This is a genomic window from Modestobacter marinus, from assembly GCF_019799945.1.
In the GTDB taxonomy this organism is placed as follows: Bacteria; Actinomycetota; Actinomycetes; order Mycobacteriales; family Geodermatophilaceae; genus Modestobacter; species Modestobacter marinus_B.
Window position 1 is genome coordinate 1 of sequence record NZ_JABGCH010000050.1, and the last position, 16,871, is coordinate 16,871.

General features: G+C 74.7%; 20 protein-coding genes, 1 tRNA gene and 1 pseudogene. 9 read left to right on the top strand and 13 right to left on the bottom strand.

Annotated features, from left to right (window positions below):
- Window positions 1–171: pseudogene (locus HK417_RS23285) on the top strand (IS1380 family transposase); the annotation flags it as partial.
- Between the two features lie 131 nt (window positions 172–302).
- On the opposite strand, the gene HK417_RS23290 reads toward HK417_RS23285, so the two are convergent.
- A complete protein-coding gene (locus tag HK417_RS23290) occupies window positions 303–1,382 on the bottom strand; it encodes an EAL domain-containing protein (RefSeq protein WP_222272678.1) in 1,080 nt (359 codons plus the stop codon).
- A 122-nt stretch (window positions 1,383–1,504) separates the two neighbouring features.
- Here HK417_RS23290 and HK417_RS23295 point away from each other — a divergent pair, with 122 nt between their 5' ends.
- On the top strand, window positions 1,505–2,128 hold the full coding sequence (locus tag HK417_RS23295) for a TetR/AcrR family transcriptional regulator (RefSeq protein WP_222272680.1): 624 nt from the start codon (window positions 1,505–1,507) through the stop codon (window positions 2,126–2,128).
- A gap of 20 nt (window positions 2,129–2,148) precedes the next feature.
- On the opposite strand, the gene HK417_RS23300 is transcribed toward HK417_RS23295, so the two are convergent.
- The 5 genes from HK417_RS23300 to HK417_RS23320 are packed head-to-tail and all read right to left on the bottom strand — an operon-like array spanning window position 2,149 to window position 5,681.
- Window positions 2,149–4,380, bottom strand: coding sequence for a heavy metal translocating P-type ATPase (locus HK417_RS23300; protein ID WP_261327651.1), 2,232 nt, complete (start codon window positions 4,378–4,380; stop codon window positions 2,149–2,151).
- Window positions 4,377–4,586, bottom strand: coding sequence for a heavy-metal-associated domain-containing protein (locus HK417_RS23305; RefSeq protein WP_222272685.1), 210 nt, complete (start codon window positions 4,584–4,586; stop codon window positions 4,377–4,379). The genes HK417_RS23300 and HK417_RS23305 overlap by 4 nt, the downstream gene beginning before the upstream one ends.
- Window positions 4,587–4,615: 29 nt before the next feature.
- Complete coding sequence (locus HK417_RS23310) at window positions 4,616–4,909, bottom strand: metal-sensitive transcriptional regulator (RefSeq protein WP_222272688.1); 294 nt, start codon at window positions 4,907–4,909, stop codon at window positions 4,616–4,618.
- A 29-nt stretch (window positions 4,910–4,938) separates the two neighbouring features.
- On the bottom strand, window positions 4,939–5,436 hold the full coding sequence (locus HK417_RS23315; RefSeq protein WP_222272691.1) for a DUF427 domain-containing protein: 498 nt from the start codon (window positions 5,434–5,436) through the stop codon (window positions 4,939–4,941).
- An 11-nt stretch (window positions 5,437–5,447) separates the two neighbouring features.
- On the bottom strand, window positions 5,448–5,681 hold the full coding sequence (locus HK417_RS23320) for a DUF3618 domain-containing protein (RefSeq protein ID WP_222272694.1): 234 nt from the start codon (window positions 5,679–5,681) through the stop codon (window positions 5,448–5,450).
- 603 nt (window positions 5,682–6,284) lie between these two features.
- On the opposite strand from HK417_RS23320, the gene HK417_RS23325 reads away from it, so the two are divergent.
- Together HK417_RS23325 and HK417_RS23330 are read left to right on the top strand one after the other, a co-directional pair.
- A tRNA-Leu gene (locus HK417_RS23325) sits at window positions 6,285–6,365 on the top strand.
- A gap of 104 nt (window positions 6,366–6,469) precedes the next feature.
- Window positions 6,470–6,661, top strand: a complete 192-nt coding sequence (locus HK417_RS23330) for a helix-turn-helix transcriptional regulator (protein WP_222272697.1) — start codon at window positions 6,470–6,472, stop codon at window positions 6,659–6,661.
- Between the two features lie 398 nt (window positions 6,662–7,059).
- Here HK417_RS23330 and HK417_RS23335 read toward each other — a convergent pair whose 3' ends face one another.
- Complete coding sequence (locus HK417_RS23335) at window positions 7,060–8,004, bottom strand: DUF6910 family protein (RefSeq protein WP_222272701.1); 945 nt, start codon at window positions 8,002–8,004, stop codon at window positions 7,060–7,062.
- 87 nt (window positions 8,005–8,091) lie between these two features.
- Here HK417_RS23335 and HK417_RS23340 point away from each other — a divergent pair, with 87 nt between their 5' ends.
- Window positions 8,092–9,681, top strand: a complete 1,590-nt coding sequence (locus tag HK417_RS23340; protein WP_308123808.1) for a helicase HerA-like domain-containing protein — start codon at window positions 8,092–8,094, stop codon at window positions 9,679–9,681.
- Between the two features lie 13 nt (window positions 9,682–9,694).
- Here HK417_RS23340 and rdgB read toward each other — a convergent pair whose 3' ends face one another.
- The 3 genes from rdgB to HK417_RS23355 are packed head-to-tail and all read right to left on the bottom strand — an operon-like array spanning window position 9,695 to window position 11,282.
- On the bottom strand, window positions 9,695–10,306 hold the full coding sequence (gene rdgB, locus HK417_RS23345) for an RdgB/HAM1 family non-canonical purine NTP pyrophosphatase (protein ID WP_222272719.1): 612 nt from the start codon (window positions 10,304–10,306) through the stop codon (window positions 9,695–9,697).
- Window positions 10,303–11,025, bottom strand: a complete 723-nt coding sequence (rph, locus tag HK417_RS23350) for a ribonuclease PH (RefSeq protein WP_222272722.1) — start codon at window positions 11,023–11,025, stop codon at window positions 10,303–10,305. Before rph ends, rdgB begins: the two co-directional genes overlap by 4 nt.
- A 41-nt stretch (window positions 11,026–11,066) precedes the next feature.
- The gene (locus HK417_RS23355; protein WP_222272724.1) at window positions 11,067–11,282 is read right to left on the bottom strand and encodes a hypothetical protein; all 216 of its coding nucleotides are present in this window, start codon (window positions 11,280–11,282) and stop codon (window positions 11,067–11,069) included.
- A 94-nt stretch (window positions 11,283–11,376) separates the two neighbouring features.
- On the opposite strand from HK417_RS23355, the gene HK417_RS23360 reads away from it, so the two are divergent.
- From HK417_RS23360 to HK417_RS23375, 4 genes are all read left to right on the top strand, one after another.
- Window positions 11,377–11,781, top strand: coding sequence for a YjbQ family protein (locus HK417_RS23360; RefSeq protein ID WP_222272728.1), 405 nt, complete (start codon window positions 11,377–11,379; stop codon window positions 11,779–11,781).
- Between the two features lie 58 nt (window positions 11,782–11,839).
- Entirely contained in the window at window positions 11,840–12,328 is a 489-nt protein-coding gene (gene bcp, locus HK417_RS23365) for a thioredoxin-dependent thiol peroxidase (RefSeq protein WP_222272731.1), read from the top strand.
- A gap of 75 nt (window positions 12,329–12,403) precedes the next feature.
- Entirely contained in the window at window positions 12,404–13,834 is a 1,431-nt protein-coding gene (gene gndA, locus HK417_RS23370) for an NADP-dependent phosphogluconate dehydrogenase (protein WP_222272734.1), read from the top strand.
- Between the two features lie 58 nt (window positions 13,835–13,892).
- Window positions 13,893–14,267 (top strand): VOC family protein, encoded by a 375-nt coding sequence (locus HK417_RS23375; protein WP_222272737.1) that lies wholly within the window; start codon window positions 13,893–13,895, stop codon window positions 14,265–14,267.
- A gap of 165 nt (window positions 14,268–14,432) precedes the next feature.
- On the opposite strand, the gene HK417_RS23380 is transcribed toward HK417_RS23375, so the two are convergent.
- The 3 genes from HK417_RS23380 to HK417_RS23390 all read right to left on the bottom strand — a co-directional run bounded on the left by HK417_RS23380 (window position 14,433) and on the right by HK417_RS23390 (window position 16,659).
- Window positions 14,433–15,101 carry a hypothetical protein gene (locus tag HK417_RS23380; protein ID WP_222272740.1) on the bottom strand — a complete coding sequence of 223 codons (669 nt, stop codon included), beginning with the start codon at window positions 15,099–15,101 and terminating at the stop codon, window positions 14,433–14,435.
- Window positions 15,102–15,145: 44 nt separating this feature from the next.
- On the bottom strand, window positions 15,146–15,622 hold the full coding sequence (locus tag HK417_RS23385) for a DUF4188 domain-containing protein (RefSeq protein ID WP_222272743.1): 477 nt from the start codon (window positions 15,620–15,622) through the stop codon (window positions 15,146–15,148).
- A 77-nt stretch (window positions 15,623–15,699) separates the two neighbouring features.
- Complete coding sequence (locus HK417_RS23390) at window positions 15,700–16,659, bottom strand: DNA polymerase domain-containing protein (RefSeq protein WP_222272746.1); 960 nt, start codon at window positions 16,657–16,659, stop codon at window positions 15,700–15,702.
- Between the last annotated feature and the right edge of the window lie 212 nt (window positions 16,660–16,871).

Genomic DNA, 16,871 nt, shown 5'->3' on the forward strand with positions numbered 1-16,871 from the left:
GACACCCCCGCCCGGACCTGGGAACCCAAACGGCTACGCCTGCGGCTGCTCAACATCGCCGGCCGCACCATTCGGACCGGCCGCCGCCACCTGCTGCGAATACCCCGCGGCTGGCCCTGGGCCGATCACCTGCTGCGCGGACAGCGCCGGCTCAACACCTTCCCGACCTGACTCCCCACACCATCCCGACGATCAGGAATCGGAAACCACGGCAGACGCGGAGCTCTATCGCGCCCTGCTGCGATCAGCCACGCCGATCACCCCCCGCACACCCACCCGGCCAAGATCACGAAAGATCGAGGCTAGGCGAGGACGAGCTCCGGCTCGGCCAGCGGTTCCGGGCGCACCGGACGGCCGAACAGCCAGCCCTGCCCGAGGTCCGCGCCGACCTGACGGGCCAGGTCGGCGAGCCGCTCGGACTCCACGCCCTCGGCCACGACCTGCCCGCCGTGCAGGTGGGTCAGCTCGCACAGCGCCCGGGCGACGGCCTGCGGACCAGGCTCCTCCAGCCGGGCGACCAGCGTCTTGCTGAGCTTCACGACGTCGGGCCGGGCCACGGTCACCAGCGCCAGGCTGGACCAGCCCACCCCGACGTCGTCCAGCGCCACCCGCCAGCCGAGCGAGCGGTGGTGGTCGAGCACCGACATCAGGTGCTCCCGGTCGGTGACCGTGTGCGAGGCGACCACCTCGAACACCAGCTGCTGCGGCGCGATCCCGGCCTCGTGCACGGCGCGCTCGGTGCTCGCCAGGCAGACCGAGGGCCGGTGCACCGCCGCCGGGTCGGAGTTGACGAACAGGTCGGCCCCGCCCAGCCACGGGGCAGCGTGCAGGATCGCCGCCTCCCGGGCCAGCCGGTCCAGGCGGCGCAGCCAGCCGGCGCGCTCGGCGAGGAAGAACAGGTCGCCGCCGCCCACCTCGCGCCCGTCGACCCGGCCGCGCAGCAGGGCCTCGTGCCCGACGATCCCGCCGCTCTGCAGCGACATGATCGGCTGGTACACCGGCCACAGCTCGGCGCCGGTGAGCAGGCCGATCTCCGCGGTGACCCCGCGACGGGCCAGCTCGACGGCGAGGGTGGGGGCGGTGAGCAGCCGGGTGGCCAGGGCAACGCCGTCGCCCGGCGGGTCGGTGGTGACCCGCACGCACTCGGTCTCGGCGGTGGTGAGCTCCCGGGCCAGCCGCTCCAGCAGCCGGTCGATGCGCCGGCCGCCCTGGTGGTCGACGACGTCGAGCAGCCCGGGCGCGGTCCCGATGGTCAGGCCCATCGCCCCGGCGACCCGCGAGATGCTCGGCAGGACGTGGTCCACCGTGCTCGCCAGCAGCAGCCGCCGGGCGCGGCGAGGGGTCTCCCAGGAGGGGCGGAGAGATTCGGCGTGCCCGGTCACGGCAGCAGGATGACGGACAGTGAGCCCACGGACACGCAGGCGCGCGGGCGGGACGGCGCCGTTCCGCATCCGCCGTCGTAGATCACATCCGCCGGAAGATCAACACAGGTACTGTCCCGGGCGTGTCTGACGTCAGTCCACCCGGTGACCACCGGCCCGGGCGCGGTGGTCGCCCGCGCGACCCCTCCCGCGACGGGGCGATCCGGGCGGCGATCCTCGAGGTCCTCGCCCGCTCCGGCTACAGCGGCCTGACGATGGACGCGGTCGCCGCCGCGGCCGGCGTCGGCAAGGCGACGATCTACCGCCGCTGGCGCACCAAGTCCGACCTGGTGGCCGACGCCGTCGCCCAGCTCAGCCACACCCCGGTCGAGGTGCCGGACACCGGCTCGCTCGAGGGCGATCTCCGCGAGCTGCTGCGCTGGCTGGTGGACACGGTGAACGGACCGATCGGCGGTGCCATCCGCGCACTGCTGTCGGCCCTGTCGCACGAGCCCGCCCTGCGGACCGCCTTCCACGAGGGCCCGCTGGCGTTGTGGGGAGCCGCGTTCGGTGAGGTCTGGGACCGCGCCGTGCAGCGCGGCGAGCTCGGGGTCTCCATGACCGGGACCGCGGTCGCCGCCACCGCCAGCGCGCCGATCCTGCAGTGCTGGCTGTTCCACGGTGAGCCGGTACCCCGGGAGTTCGCCGACGAGGTCGTCGCCGACGTCGTCCTGCCGCTGATCACCGCCCGCCGTCCCGCCGCCTGACCGACGGCCGGGCGGCGCCGTCAGGCGGTCGCGGACCGGAACCGGCGCAGCCGGAGGCTGTTGGTCACGACCAGCACCGAGGACGCCGCCATGGCCAGCCCGGCCAGCAGCGGGTTGAGGAACCCGAGGGCGGCCAGCGGCACCAGGGCCACGTTGTAGGCGAACGCCCAGAACAGATTGCCCTTGATCACCGCGAGGGTGCGCCGGGACAGCCGGATGGCGTCCACCGCCGCGTCCAGGTCCGGGCGCACCAGCGTGAGGTCGCCGGCCTCGATGGCGACGTCGGTCCCCGAGCCCATCGCCAGCCCCAGGTCGGCCTGGGCCAGGGCGGGCGCGTCGTTGACGCCGTCCCCGACCATCGCCACCACCCGGCCGCGGGTCTGCAGGTCGCGCACCACGTCGACCTTGCCGGCCGGCAGCACGCCGGCCACGACCTCGCCCCGGTCGGGGTCGAGCCCCACCGAGCGGGCCACCGCGCGGGCGGCGCCGGGGTTGTCGCCGGTCAGCAGCACCGGGGTGAGGCCGAGCCCGCGCAGCCGCTCGATGGCCGCCGCGCTGGTCGGCTTGACGGTGTCGGCGACCACGACCACGCCGCGGACCTCGCCGTCCCAGCCCACCGGGACGGCGGTGCGCCCGGCCGCCTCCGCCGCCTCCGCCACGGGGGCGAGCCTCTCGGGCAGCGGCTGGTCGCCGCCGACCACCACGGCGTGCCCCTCGACGGTGCCGGTGACGCCCAGCCCCGGCCGGTTGGCGAAGCCGACCACCTCGGGCAGCCCGGACCCGGCGGCGACGACGATCGCGCGGGCGATCGGGTGCTCGGAGCCGGCCTCCACCGCGGCGGCCAGGCGCAGCGTCGCCGGGTCGCCGGCCACCTCCACCACGCTCATCCCGCCGGTGGTGACGGTGCCGGTCTTGTCCAGCAGCACGGTGTCGACCGTGCGGGTGCTCTCCAGCACCTCCGGGCCCTTGATCAGGACCCCCAGCTGCGCGCCCCGGCCGGTGCCGACCAGCAGTGCCGTGGGCGTGGCCAGGCCCAGCGCGCACGGGCAGGCGATGACCAGGACGGCGACCGCCGCGGTGAACGCCGCTGTCACGTCGCCGGTGACCAGCAGCCAGGCGACCAGGGTGCCGACGGCGATCAGCAGCACGACGGGGACGAAGACCGCCGAGACCCGGTCGGCCAGCCGCTGCACCGGCGCCTTGCCGCTCTGCGCCTGGGTGACCAGCCGCCCGAGCTGGGCGAGCGTCGTCTCCGCGCCGACCCGGGTGGCCTCGACCACGAGCCGCCCGCCGACGTTGACCGTCGCCCCGGTCACCCGGTCGCCCACGGCGACCTCCACCGGCACGCTCTCCCCGGTGATCATCGACAGGTCGACCGCGGAGCTGCCGCCGACGACGACGCCGTCGGTGGCGACCTTCTCCCCCGGCCGGACGACGAACCGGTCACCGACGGCGAGGTCGCTGATCGGGACCCAGACCTCGACGCCGCCGCGCAGGACCGCGGCGTCCTTGGCGCCCAGCTCCAGCAGCGCGCGCACGGCGGCGCCGGAGCGGCGCTTGGCGCGGGCCTCGGCGTACCGGCCGGCCAGCAGGAACACGGGAACCGCCGCGGCCACCTCGAGGTAGAGCTCGTCGGCACCGCCGCCCTGCTCGGGCAGCAGGGTGGAGGACATGGTCATGCCGGACATGCCAGCGTCGCCGAGGAACAACGCCCACAGCGACCACAGGTAGGCCGCGGCGATGCCGATCGATACCAGCGTGTCCATGGTGCTGGCCCCGTGCCGGGCGTTGACGACCGCGGCCCGGTGGAACGGCCAGGCGCCCCAGACGGCGACCGGGCTGGCCAGGGTGAGCGCCAGCCACTGCCAGTTCTCGAACTGCAGCGCCGGGACCATCGACAGCAGCAGCACCGGCAGGGCCAGGACGGCGCTGACCAGCAGCCGCTGACGCAGCCCCGCCTCGGGGTCGGGCGCCTGGTCGGGCACCTCCTCGACCTGCGGCGGCGCGGGGAGAGTGGCCACGTAGCCGGCAGCCTCCACCGTGGCCAGCAACCGGTCCGTGCCGACCCGGGCGGGGTCGAACCGCACGGTGGCGGCCTCGGTGGCGTAGTTGACGCTGGCCTGCACGCCGTCGAGCTTGTTGAGCTTTCGCTCGATGCGGTTGGCGCAGCTGGCGCAGGTCATGCCCGCGATGTCCAGGCGGACCTCGTCCAGCGGCACCTCGGGCCGGACCGCCTCCGGCCCGGCCGTCATGCCGACTGGGCCGTGTAGTCGCCGGCCTCGGCGACGGCGGCCTGCACCTGCTCGGCGCTCAGGCCGTCGCCGACCACGTGCAGCCGGCCGGTGGCCAGGTCGACGTCGACCTCGGTGACGCCGGGCACCTCACCGACCTCCTCGGTGACGGAGGCGACGCAGTGCTGGCAGGTCATGCCGGAGACGGTGAAGTCCAGGGTCTGCACGGTGTTCTCTTCCTCGCAAGGGGGTGGGTTCAGGACCGGACGAGCCGGGCGATGGCGGCGGAAGCCTCGGCGATCTTGGCGTCGGCCGAGGCGCCGTCGTCGTCGGCGCCGGCCGCGACCGCCTCCCGGACGCAGTGCCCCAGGTGGTCGTCGAGCAGGCCGAGCGCGACGGCCTGCAGCGCCTTGGTGGCCGCCGAGACCTGGGTGAGGACGTCGATGCAGTACGTATCGTCCTCGACCATCCGCGCGATGCCGCGGACCTGCCCCTCCACGCGCTTGAGGCGCGCCAGGAGCTGGTCCTTGTTGCCGGCGTAGCCAGTCATGCCGCCATGGTACCCCTAGGGGGTACTCATCACCACCCGCGCGAGCCGGGCTCCCCCTTGAAGGGGCCGACCACCTCGTCGGTGATCCAGCCGCCGTAGTAGCCGCCGGCCTGCGGCCGCACGCGCTCACCGTCGACGGTCGCGGCGTCGACCCGGCCCGGGTAGAAGGCGACCGCGCCCCGCAGGTGCTCGTAGCCGGTGGTCGGCGCCTCGTAGCTCCAGGCCACCGCGGGGTGGCGGATGCCGTCGACGACGGCGTCCCAGTAGGTCGCCGTCCCCTTGAACTCACACCACGACGAGCCGGCCGCCGGCTGCAGGACACCGGGCAGGACGTCGTCGCGGGGCACGTAGTAGACCGGCGGGTGGCTGGTCTCGCACACGCGGACCGCCCGGTCGGTGCGGGCGACGACCCGGCCGCCGAGGACGACCTCGATCCGCCGGGGGGTCACCTCGGCAGACGGCGGGCGGGGGTAGCTCCAGACCGACTCCTGCCCGGGCCCGACCGGGTCCGGACGAGGGTTGGGCACGGCGGGGCCGGTCAGTCGCGGACGGCCTGGACGATCCGGCGGACGACGAGGAAGGCGACCAGCGAGCCGACGGCGGCGATCAGCGCCTTGCCGGGCGGGCTCTGCAGAAACTCCTGCGCCTTGACCTTGGCCTGCTCGCTCAGCCGCTTGGGGCTGGTGCGGAACGCCAGCTCGTCCAAGGTGGCCGCGAGCGACTCGCGGGCGGCATCGATCTCATGCTGGATCTGCTCGGGGCTGCGCGGCACGGGCGACAGCCTGCCAGATCCCCCGCCGCAAGGCCTGGTCACGTCCCGCCACCGCCTCCGTTCGGGGGATGCGGAGCAGGATCCGGCCATGGGCTCCTCGGCGGCGGCCTGCTCGGCGGTACTGCTGAGCGCCGCGCTCGCCACGGCCGGTCCGGCCCTGCACGACCGGGCGATCCCCCGCCGGTGCCCGGCGGCGACGGCCGGCACGCTGCTCGCCGTGGGCGCGGTCAGCCTCGTGGCAGCTCACGTCCGCCCCCGCACTGCTGGGCGCGCTGGAGCGGGGCCGGGCGACCCTGGCGTACGGGCAGGTGTGGCGACTGGTCACCTCGCTGGTGGTCCAGGACGGCGGATGTCCGGGGACCGTGGTGACCCTGACCGCCCTGGTCGTGGTGGGCACGGTCGCCGAGTGGCGCTCGGGCGCACGGTGCTGGCTGACCATCGCCCTCGCCGCGGGGGATCGCGCTCAGCTCTGGGGGCCTCCTGGTACAGCCGGGAGGCGCCGGCACCTCCGTACTGGTCCTGGGGCTCGCCGCCTCACTGACAGCCCCGCTCGCCCGCGTGCCGGGCTCGACGCGGCCGACCGGCTCCTAGACTGCGGGCCACGCGGGAGTGGTGTAACGGCAGCCACGCCAGACTTAGGATCTGGTGCCTTCGGGCGTGCGGGTTCGACTCCCGCCTCCCGCACTCGGACACCTCCCCCTCGCCCCCGGAAGACCAGCTGTCTTGACACGGGCCACGAGTGTCAAGCACCTTTTCCATGACAAGGCAGCTTGACAGTTGAGGTGGCCATGAGGAACGACGTCCGCGAGCTGCGGCTGGCCGCTGGGCTGTCCCAGCGCGAGCTGGCCGAGGCGCTCGACGTCTCCCGGCAGACGGTCAACTCGATCGAGACCGGCCGCTACGACCCCTCACTCCCGCTGGCCATCGCCATCGCCCGCCACTTCCACCGCAGCGTCGAGGAGATGTTCCATGCCGACTGACCGCCGCACCGCCAACCCGACACCGCTCGTGCTGGCCGCCGTCCTCGTCGTGCTGGCGCTGCTGATCGCCACCGGGCTGCTGCTGCGCGAGTACGGGCCGGGGAACATGGGCGTGGGGTTCCTGCAGGGTGCGCTGGTCGGGATGGTCGCCGTCGCCGTCATGGCCTGGCGCGTCCGCCGGCAGCCGGGAAGCGCGACGACCTTCGAGCGGGCGTGGACCCGGACCGGTGACGAGCGGGACGACGCCGTGCTCACCCGCGCGCTGGCCGTGCTCGGCTTGCTCGCGCTGCCGCTCACCGGGATCGCGGGGATCGCGACCGGGTTCGGCGCCGCCGTGGAGATGGTGATCGCGTTGCTGCTGCTGGTCCAGGTCGTGGTGGGGGCAACCGCCTTCGCCGTCACCAGCCGGCGGAGCTCAGGACTCGGTCCAGCGCCACGCGCAGCCGCAGCTCCGCCGACGGCAGCTCCGGATCGTCGGCGTCCACGACGGCCGACAGCTCCACCCGGTCGTCGTGGATCTCGCGTAGGGCGAGCCCCTCGATCTTGTGCACCCGGCCGCCCACCTCGGGGACCGGCGCGACGTCCAGCACGGTCGCGCCGTCGAGCAGCACCAGCGCGGTGGCTACCACGGGTCCGTCGTCGATGGCGTTGGGGGTGTCCTCCGCGGCGGCGCTGAGCAGGGTCCGCCCGTCGGGCAGCGCGACGGCGTCGGTCACCGCGAGGCCCACGCCGTCCACCGCACCGAGGTCGTAGGTCCGCGGCTCCGCGGTGGGCACCGACGCCGGATCGGCCCGGCCGAGGACGGCGGCCACCAGCTCCGTCAGGGGGACGTCGACACTGCCGGACCGGACGCCGGCGGCCAGGTTGCCGCGGTTGAACCAGCGCACCGTGCCGCCGTGCCGGCTGGCGCCCTCGAGGTTGAGCTGGTCCAGCGGCAGGCCGAGGCGCTCGGCGACCAGCCCGTACAGCGGGGTGAGGTCCCCCGCGGACGCGACCGGCCGCCCCTCGTCGAGCCGCACCAGCACGCCCCGCATCCGCCGCGCGGACGAGCCGGAGCCGAGCAGGAGGACGGCCGGGCCGCCGTCCACCTCGGCCGGGCACGCCACCTCCAGGTCCGGCTTCAGGCCCTTGGTGCCCGCCGCCGGGGAGAACCGGTCGTGCCCGTCCACGGGTGGCAGCACCCGGAGCGGCGTGACGCTGCCGCCGCGGCACCAGGCGACGGACGTGGCGTCGTCCTGGGCGACGATCCAGCCGTCGGCCAGCGGCGCGATCGCCGAGGCCGCGGTCACCGGCGTCCCGTCGTCGAAGCGCAACGTCCTGACCTCGTCCACGAGAACCCGCATCTGCCGCCTGTGCCCGGGCGGCCGGCAGCTCACGCCCCGGCGGCGCCGGACCTGCCGGGACGCGCACCCGCCGTTACGGTCAGCGCCGTGACCGCCGCCGAGTCCACGCCGTCCGTACGGGTCGACGCGGTCGCCGCCCGGATCGCCGCCGCCTACGCAACCACCGGCCCCGCCCTGGAGCTGGGCGCCGTCGTGCACGGCGGGACGCCGCACCCCGGCGCGCCGGTCCGGGTGCCGCTGGCGATGCTCAACCGGCACGGTCTGGTCGCCGGGGCGACGGGCACCGGCAAGACCAAGACGCTGCAGCTCATGGCCGAGCAGCTCGCCGCGGCCGGCGTCCCGGTCGTGGTCGCCGACGTGAAGGGCGACCTCAGCGGGCTGGCCCAGGCGGGTCCGGCCGGTGACAAGGTGGCCGCGCGCGCGGCGCAGACCGGTGACGCGTGGACGCCGACCTCCGCCCCCGTCGAGTTCCTCGCGCTCGGCGGGCTGGGTGCCGGCGTGCCCGTGCGGGCGACCGTCACCGACTTCGGGCCCGTGCTGCTGTCCAAGGTGCTCGACCTCAACGCCACCCAGGAGAGCTCGCTCGGCCTGGTGTTCCACTACGCCGACGAGGCCGGCCTGCCGCTGCTGGACCTCAAGGACCTGCGGTCGGTGCTCACCTGGCTGACCAGCGACGAGGGCAAGGGTGACCTCAAGGGGCTGGGCGGGCTCGCGCCGGCCACGGCCGGCGTGATCCTCCGCGAGCTCATCGCCCTCGAGGACCTCGGCGGGGACTCGTTCTTCGGCGAGCCGGCCTGGGAGCCGGCCGACCTGCTGCGCACCGCTCCCGACGGCCGCGGCGTCATCACCGCGGTCGAGCTCGCCGCGGTGCAGGACCGCCCGGCCCTGTTCTCCACCTTCCTCATGTGGCTGCTGGCCGAGCTGTTCGAGGAGCTGCCTGAGGTGGGTGACCTGGACCGGCCGAAGCTGGTCTTCTTCTTCGACGAGGCCCACCTGCTGTTCTCGGGGGCGAGCAAGGCCTTCCTGGAGGCCGTGACCCAGACGGTCCGGCTGATCCGGTCCAAGGGCATCGGGGTCTTCTTCGTGACGCAGAACCCGACCGACGTCCCCAGCGCGGTGCTCGGGCAGCTCGGCAACCGGGTGCAGCACGCCCTGCGCACCTTCACCCCGGAGGACGCCAAGGCGCTGCGCCGGACGGTGTCCACCTTCCCCCGGACGGCGGACTACGACCTCGAGGAGCTGCTCACCTCGCTGGGCACCGGCGAGGCCGCCGTCACCGTGCTGTCCGAGCGCGGCGCGCCGACACCGGTCGCCTGGACCCTGCTCCGAGCGCCCCGCTCGCTGATGGCGCCGCTCGATCCCGCCGTCCTCGAGGCGGCGGTCGCCGGCTCACCGCTCGCCGCCCGGTACGGGGAGCCGGTCGACCGGGAGTCCGCGTACGAGCGTCTGGCCGCCCGGCTCGCACCCGCGGCGCCCGCCGCGCCGCGGCGCGAGGAGCCCGTCGAGGTCCCGGACGCCCCTGCCGGGCGGCGGCCGCACAGCCGCGAGGCGGACCAGGACCTGGTCGGGCAGGTGCTCGGCTCCGCCGCCTTCCGGGCGTTCGCCCGCTCCGCCGCCTCCGCCCTCGGCCGCGAGGTCACCCGCGGACTGTTCGGCACCCGTCGCCGCCGCCGCTGAGTTCCGCTGACCGTCAGCGACCGCCCAGCACCTGGCCGATCACCGGGAGCAGGGCGGTGAAGGCCTGGCCGCGGTGGCTGCGGGCGTCCTTCTCGGCCGGCTCCAGCTCGGCCGCGGTGACCTCGAGCCCGGCGGGCCGGAAGACCGGGTCGTAGCCGAAGCCGTTGGTGCCGCGCGGTTCGCGGACGACCGCACCCCGCCACTCGGCCCGCAGCACGTGCTCCTCGCCGTCCGGGGTCACCAGCGCCGCGGCGCAGACGAACGCAGCTCCCCGGCGCTCGTCGGGCACGTCGGCGATCTGGCCGAGCAGCAGCGCGGTGTTGGCCGGGTCGTCCCCGTGCCGGCCCGACCACCGGGCCGACAGCACGCCGGGCATGCCGTTGAGCGCGTCGACGGTCAGCCCGGAGTCGTCGGCCACCGCCGGCAGACCGGTGTACTTGACCGCCTCCCGCGCCTTCAGCAGCGCGTTCTCCTCGAAGGTCGCGCCGGTCTCCGGCGCCTCCGGGTACTGGGGGACGTCGCGCAGCCCCACCACCTCCACCCCCGGGACCGCGGTGGCCAGCAGCCGCTGGAGCTCGGCGAGCTTGCCGGCGTTGCGGGTGGCCAGCAGCAGGCGGGCGCTCATGCCGCCAGCGCCTGCTGCTGGAGCGCGGTCAGCTCGGCGCAGCCGGTGACGGCGAGGTCAAGCAGCGCGTCGAGCGTCGGCCGGTCGAAGACGGCGCCCTCCGCCGTCCCCTGCACCTCGACGAACCCGCCGCCCCCGGTGCACACGACGTTCATGTCGGTGCCTGCACGCACGTCCTCCTCGTAGGCGAGGTCCAGCCGCGGCTCGCCGTCGACGACCCCCACGCTGACCGCGGCGACCGACTGGGCGATGGCGGTCGTCCGGGCGAGCTTCTTGCGCACGTCGAGCCAGGACACCGCGTCGGCCAGCGCCACGTAGGCGCCGGTGATCGCCGCGGTGCGGGTGCCGCCGTCGGCCTGCAGCACGTCGCAGTCGATGGCGATGCTGTTCTCCCCCAGCGCGGCCAGGTCGATCGAGGCCCGCAGCGAGCGGCCGATCAGTCGGCTGATCTCGTGGGTACGGCCGCCGATCCGGCCCTTCACCGACTCGCGGTCGCTGCGGGTGTGGGTGGCCCGCGGGAGCATCGAGTACTCCGCCGTCACCCAGCCCAGGCCCGACCCCTTGCGCCAGCGCGGCACGCCCTCGGTGACGCTTGCCGCGCAGAGCACCCGGGTGCGGCCGAACTCCACGAGCACCGAGCCCTCGGCGTGGTCGAGCCAGTTGCGGGTGATGGTCACCGGGCGGAGCTGGTCGGCCGCGCGGCCGTCGGGGCGGGTCACGTGCGCCGAGGGTAGTGGGGCCGCCCTCGCCCCGGCCGGGCCTACCCGTAGAGCGGATTGGCCTCGTGGGCCTCGGAGCCGACCAACCGGTCGATCTCCGCGATCCCGCCGGCCTCGTACACCTGCACGTCCTGCTGGTCGGCCATGGTCAGGTCGAAGCGGCCCTCGCGCGCGTTCCACCGGATCTCACTGATCAGGTCGGAGTTGATCCACCGGTCCTCGGTGTGCGGCTTGAAGCCGGCGATCTTGACCCACACGACGTGCCACCCCTCAGAGACGGTGCGCGGAGTATGCCCGGGACCCCACCTCCTGCGCTGCGCCTCCGGAGCCGTGCGTGTCACAGTCGCGGCCATGCGATCGGAGCTGCGAGCGGTGCGGACCGGGGGCGTGGCCTCGGTCGTCGACCTGACCGACGAGTGCGCGGAGTTCGTCCGGCACGAGGGCGACGGACTGCTGCAGGTCTTCGTGCCGCACGCCACCGCGGGGATCGCGGTCATCGAGACCGGCGCGGGCAGCGACGACGACCTGCTGGCCCAGCTTGACCAGCTACTCCCCCGGGACGGCCGGTGGCGGCACCGGCACGGCTCGCCCGGCCACGGCCGCGACCACGTGCTCCCGGCCTTCGTGCCGCCGCACGCCACGGTGCCGGTCCTCGAGGGACGCCTGGCGCTGGGCACCTGGCAGCGCATCTGCTTCGTCGACACCAACGTCGACAACCCGGGCCGGCACGTCCGGTTCACCTTCCTGGCCGGGTGAGCGCACCCGCGGGGCGGCCGGATTGGGGTTGCTCGCCCCGGTGCGGCACGATCGGGCCATGACCGAGACCGACGTCGCGCCCGTCCGCCTGGCCCCCGGGGACCCGGCTCCGGAGTTCTCGCTGCCCGACGCCGACGGGAACACCGTGTCGCTGACCGATCACCGCGGCCGCCGCGTGATCGTCTACTGCTACCCCGCCGCGCTGACCCCCGGCTGCACCACCCAGGCGGTCGACTTCACCGCCGCCGCCGGCGACCTCGCCGAGGCCGGGCTGGACATCATCGGCATCTCCCCCGACCCGCCGGAGCAGCTGCACACCTTCCGCGAGAAGGAGTCGCTGAACATCACCCTGGTCTCCGACCAGGACAAGAGCGTGCTCGCCGCCTACGGCGCCTACGGCCCGAAGAAGCTGTACGGCAAGGAGGTCGTCGGCGTGATCCGGTCGACCTTCGTCGTCGACGCCGACGGCCGGATCGAGAAGGCGTCCTACAACGTCAAGGCCACCGGGCACGTCGCCAAGCTCCGCCGGGACCTCGGCCTCGGCTGACGGGCCGGTGATCCCCGTCCACGCAGTGGACGGGGACTGGCCAGCACCGGGCGCAGTCGGGCAGTGTCAACCCCCATGAGCGATCAGATCGGCGTCACCGGACTCGCAGTCATGGGGGCGAACCTCGCCCGCAACCTCGCCCGGCACGGGCACCAGGTGGTGCTGCACAACCGCTCGCAGAGCCGCACCGACGCGCTCGTCGCGCAGCACGGCAGCGAGGGCGACTTCGTGCCCACCACGAGCATGCAGGAGTTCGTCGACACGCTGCAGCGGCCGCGCAAGATCATCATCATGGTGCAGGCGGGCGCGGCCACCGACGCGGTCATCGACGAGCTCGCGCCGCTGCTCGACGAGGGTGACGTCGTGATGGACGGCGGGAACGCCCGCTTCCCCGACACCATCCGCCGCACCGCGGCGCTCACCGCCCGCGGCCTGCACTTCGTCGGCACCGGCATCAGCGGCGGCGAGGAGGGCGCGCTCAACGGGCCGAGCATCATGCCCGGCGGCTCCGCGGAGGCCTACGCGCTGGTCGGCCCGCTGCTGGAGTCCATCGCGGCCAAGGTCGGCGACGAGCCGTGCTGCACCCACGTCGGCACCGACGGCGCCGGCCACTTCGTGAAGATGGTGCACAACGGCATCGAGTACGCCGACATGCAGCTGATCGCCGAGGCCTACGACCTGCTGCGCCAGGGGCTCGGGCTCACCCCGGCCGAGATCGGCGACGTCTTCGCCGGCTGGGACGAGGGCGACCTGGAGAGCTTCCTGGTGGAGATCACCGCCCAGGTGCTGCGGCACACCGACGCGGAGACCGGCACCCCGTTCGTCGACGTCGTGGTCGACCAGGCCGAGCAGAAGGGCACCGGCCGCTGGACCGTGCAGTCGGCGCTCGACCTCGGCGTCCCGGTCAGCGGCATCGCCGAGGCCGTGTTCGCCCGCGCGCTCTCCGGCGCCGTCGACCAGCGGATGGCCGCGCAGCAGGTGCTGCCCGGCCCGAAGGGCGAGTGGCAGATCCCGGACCGGGACGCCTTCATCGAGTCGGTCCGCCAGGCGCTGTACGCATCGAAGGTGGTCGCCTACTCGCAGGGCTTCGACCAGATCGCGGCCGGCGCCGAGGAGCACGGCTGGGACATCGACCGCGGCGCGCTGGCGGCGATCTGGCGGGACGGCTGCATCATCCGGGCCCGGTTCCTGGACCGGATCCGGCAGGCGTTCGCCACCGAGCCGGACCTCACCACCCTGCTCACCAACGAGTACTTCACCACGGCCGTCACCGACTGCCAGGACGGCTGGCGCGAGGTCGTCATCGGCGCCGCGCGGCACGGCATCCCGGCGCCGGGCTTCGCCAGCGCGCTCGCCTACTACGACGGGCTGCGCGCACCGCGGCTGCCGGCCGCGCTGATCCAGGGACAGCGCGACCTGTTCGGGGCGCACACCTATCGGCGCGTGGACAAGGACGGCACCTTCCACACGCTGTGGGGGCAGGACGGGCGCGAGATCTCCGCCTGACACCGGCCGCCGTCCCCACGCCCCGGCCGGGGGCCTCCCGGCCTGGCACGCTCGACGCGTGCTGACGGTGGGCGTGGTCGTGCTGGGCGCGGGCGACGTGGCTCGCGCCGTCGGGTTCTGGCGGCAGGCGCTGGGCTACGAGCTGGTCGAGGGCGGCTTCGGCGGCTGGGCGAACGTGCTGGCCCCGCCCGCCGGCGGGCCGGGGACCCGGCTGGCGCTGCAGCGCAGCGAGACGCCGCCGCGGTCGCATCCCCGGCTGCACCTCGACCTGCACGTCGCCGACGCCGCGGAGCAGGCCGCCGAGGTCCGGCGCCTGGTCGCGCTGGGCGCCCGGGAGGTGGCGTGGGACGACTACCCGGCCGACCCCGACTTCGTGGTGCTGGCCGACCCCGAGGGCAACCTGTTCTGCGTCGTCGACCTGGGCCACGGCTGAGTCCGGCCACGCCCCCATCGCCCACCGGAACCAGAGCCGCCGTGATCCGGTTCCGCCACCGGGCGACGCATCAGGAGTGCGACCCGACGCGACCGGTGCCTGGTCGCGGCCACCTGAGCCTCGGCCCCGGTCCTCAGACCATGCCGGCGGCGCAGGACCCGGTCTTCAGACCATGCCGGGGTGCCCGACGGGGGCCGCCGGCGCCCGGTGCACCGCGGCGAGCAGCGCGGCGTAGGAGCGCACCAGGGCCGCGCGCTCCTCGACGACCAGCGGGCTCGTGAGGTCGCGGCCCGACCGCACCCACGCGTCGGACACCCACATCGCCTCGGCACGCTCCTCCGCGGCCAGCCGGACCGCGGACGCGGGGACCCCGTAGATGGCGGCGTACAGCGACTGCAGGGCTGCCACCAGCGGCTCCACGCCCCGCCGGTCCCCCGCGTCGGCGTCGTGCTGCAGCTCGCGGTGCACCCGCCACCACTCGACCTCCAGCCGGGCCACCTCCACCGGGTCGAACCGCTCCCCGGAACTCCGCGCGAGGAGCACGTAGAACCTGCGCATCAGGTCCCGGGCCAGGTCAGGACGGTTCTCCGGGTAGGGCGCCCAGACCTGGTTGGCCCGCAGCACCCACCACGCCCCCAGCACGGTCCGCGGCCACGACAGCCCGAACGCGTGCCTGACCAGGCGCACGGATGTCACGAGCAGGGCACCCCACTGCCGCCGGTAGTAGGTGATCCAGGCCCGGCACTCGGCCGCCCCGACGACCCTGGGGTCGAACGAGCGCATCGGTGGGACGCCCGGCGCACCGATCGATCCGCGGACCACGATGGAGGCCACCTCCCGCCCTCCGGCGCGGGACGTCGACGTCCCGTGCCCCGCCATCAGCCCGTGGCCGCCCTGCCGAGCCGGTGCCGCGCCGAGCTGGACCGGTCGAGGGGCACGGCCCGGCCGGCGTCCGCGAGTCCGGCGACCGGAACGCTGTCGTAGACCGCCTCGTACTCCCCCGCGCGCACCAGGTAGGTCTCGTGCCAGATGCCCGTGCGCCCTTGCGGAGCCCGCCGGTACCAGTTCAGCCAGGCCGGCCGGTGCAGATCACCGGGGTCGCGGGCGAACCGTTCCAGGTGCTCGAAGCTCCGCCAGTACTGCACGATCGTCGGGAAGCCCATCCGGTAGCCCAGCAGCCCCTTGCCCGGGTCGGCCATCAGCGCGTCCAGCATCGCCGGCATCCCCCGCCGGCCGCCGAGGTCGACGAAGCTCTGCAGCACCCGGAGCGGACTGTTCAGCCGGGCTCCGATGAGGAACATGACGAAGTCACCCTCGATCTCGGCGCTGAAGCGTCCACGGCGGATCTCGGCCATCCGGCAACCTCCGGCTCGGGTTGCCGGCCATGGTGGCCTCGACGGGGCCCGTCGGTCCACCCCGCGACCGATCGCCGTCACGCCCCCTCGTCGGCCGCGCGGGCACGGGCGGCGCGGCGGCGTCCCTCGTGCATGGCCTGCACGCGGGCGATGGGGATCGTGTGGCCCTCGGCGACCAGGTCGTCCGGCAGCCGCTGCGGCTGCGGCAGCGCGGCCGCCCAGGGGTCGGCGTCCCCGAACCGCTCCGCCGCGGTGCGGACCGTGACGTCCCCGGGCCGCACGTCGTCCAGCGCGTCCCAGTCGACCGGCGCGGACACCGGCAGTCCCGGCCGCACCCGGGGGCTGTAGGCGGCGGCGATCGTGCCGCGGCCCGAGCGGGTGGAGTCGACGAAGACCCGGTCGCCCCGCTCGGTGAGCACGTACGCGGTCGTCGCCACCGCCGGGTCCAGCCGCTCGGTCCGGGCGGCGAGCGCGCGGGTGGCGGCTGCGACGTCCTCCGGTGAGGAGCCGTGCACCGGGACGACGACGTGCAGCCCGGTCGACCCGCTGGTCTTCACCGCGCCGGCCAGCCCGGAGTCGGTGAGCACCTGCCGGGCCAGCCGCGCCGCCCGGACCACGGCCGTGAAGTCGGCGCCGTCCGGCGGGTCGAGGTCGAGCACCAGCCCGGTGGGCTGCTCCTCCCCTACCCGGCTGAACGGCACGTGGTACTCGACGGCCCGCTGGTTGGCCAGCCACAGCAGCGTGCGCCGGTCGTCGCAGAGCACCTGGTGCACCTCGCGGCGGGCTCGGTCGGACCAGGTGGGGACGGTGCGCACCCACTCCGGCGCACCCTTGGGGACGTCACGCTGGATGAACGGCGCCGCCCCGGGCCGCACCCGCTTGATGGTGAGCGGCCGCTCGGCCAGCAGCGGCAGCAGCCGGTCGGCGAACGCGTCCACGTGGTCGACCAGGTCCCGCTTGGTCACCTCGAGCCCGTCGCCCAGTGGGGAGTCCAGGCTGGTCAGCCGGACACCGTCCCGTTCCTCCGCGGTGGCCATCGGGTCACCGTGCCGTGCGTCGCGACGCCGGGCAACCCCGCACGACAGCTCACGGCCCTCCTGCAGGGGCCCGCCGCGAGCTCGCGAGCGGTGCGGGCAGGAGGGTCCTTCTACTGATCAACGGCGGAGGGGCAGCGGCCCCTAGACGAGTAAGTCCGAACGGCCCGGCTGAGTCACAGGCCTGTAGTTCGGGACGGAGGGTGTTCAGGCTC

What these genes read in the sequence shown, in the direction of transcription:
- HK417_RS23310 (WP_222272688.1), bottom strand. Translation starts at nt 4,909, where the DNA reads ATGACTGGCTACGCCGGCAACAAGGACCAGCTCCTGGCGCGCCTCAAG.
- HK417_RS23300 (WP_261327651.1), bottom strand. Translation starts at nt 4,380, where the DNA reads ATGACGGCCGGGCCGGAGGCGGTCCGGCCCGAGGTGCCGCTGGACGAG.
- HK417_RS23385 (WP_222272743.1), bottom strand. Translation starts at nt 15,622, where the DNA reads ATGGCCGAGATCCGCCGTGGACGCTTCAGCGCCGAGATCGAGGGTGAC.
- gndA (WP_222272734.1), top strand. Translation starts at nt 12,404, where the DNA reads ATGAGCGATCAGATCGGCGTCACCGGACTCGCAGTCATGGGGGCGAAC.
- HK417_RS23330 (WP_222272697.1), top strand. Translation starts at nt 6,470, where the DNA reads ATGAGGAACGACGTCCGCGAGCTGCGGCTGGCCGCTGGGCTGTCCCAG.
- HK417_RS23335 (WP_222272701.1), bottom strand. Translation starts at nt 8,004, where the DNA reads ATGCGGGTTCTCGTGGACGAGGTCAGGACGTTGCGCTTCGACGACGGG.
- HK417_RS23390 (WP_222272746.1), bottom strand. Translation starts at nt 16,659, where the DNA reads ATGGCCACCGCGGAGGAACGGGACGGTGTCCGGCTGACCAGCCTGGAC.
- HK417_RS23360 (WP_222272728.1), top strand. Translation starts at nt 11,377, where the DNA reads ATGCGATCGGAGCTGCGAGCGGTGCGGACCGGGGGCGTGGCCTCGGTC.
- bcp (WP_222272731.1), top strand. Translation starts at nt 11,840, where the DNA reads ATGACCGAGACCGACGTCGCGCCCGTCCGCCTGGCCCCCGGGGACCCG.
- rdgB (WP_222272719.1), bottom strand. Translation starts at nt 10,306, where the DNA reads ATGAGCGCCCGCCTGCTGCTGGCCACCCGCAACGCCGGCAAGCTCGCC.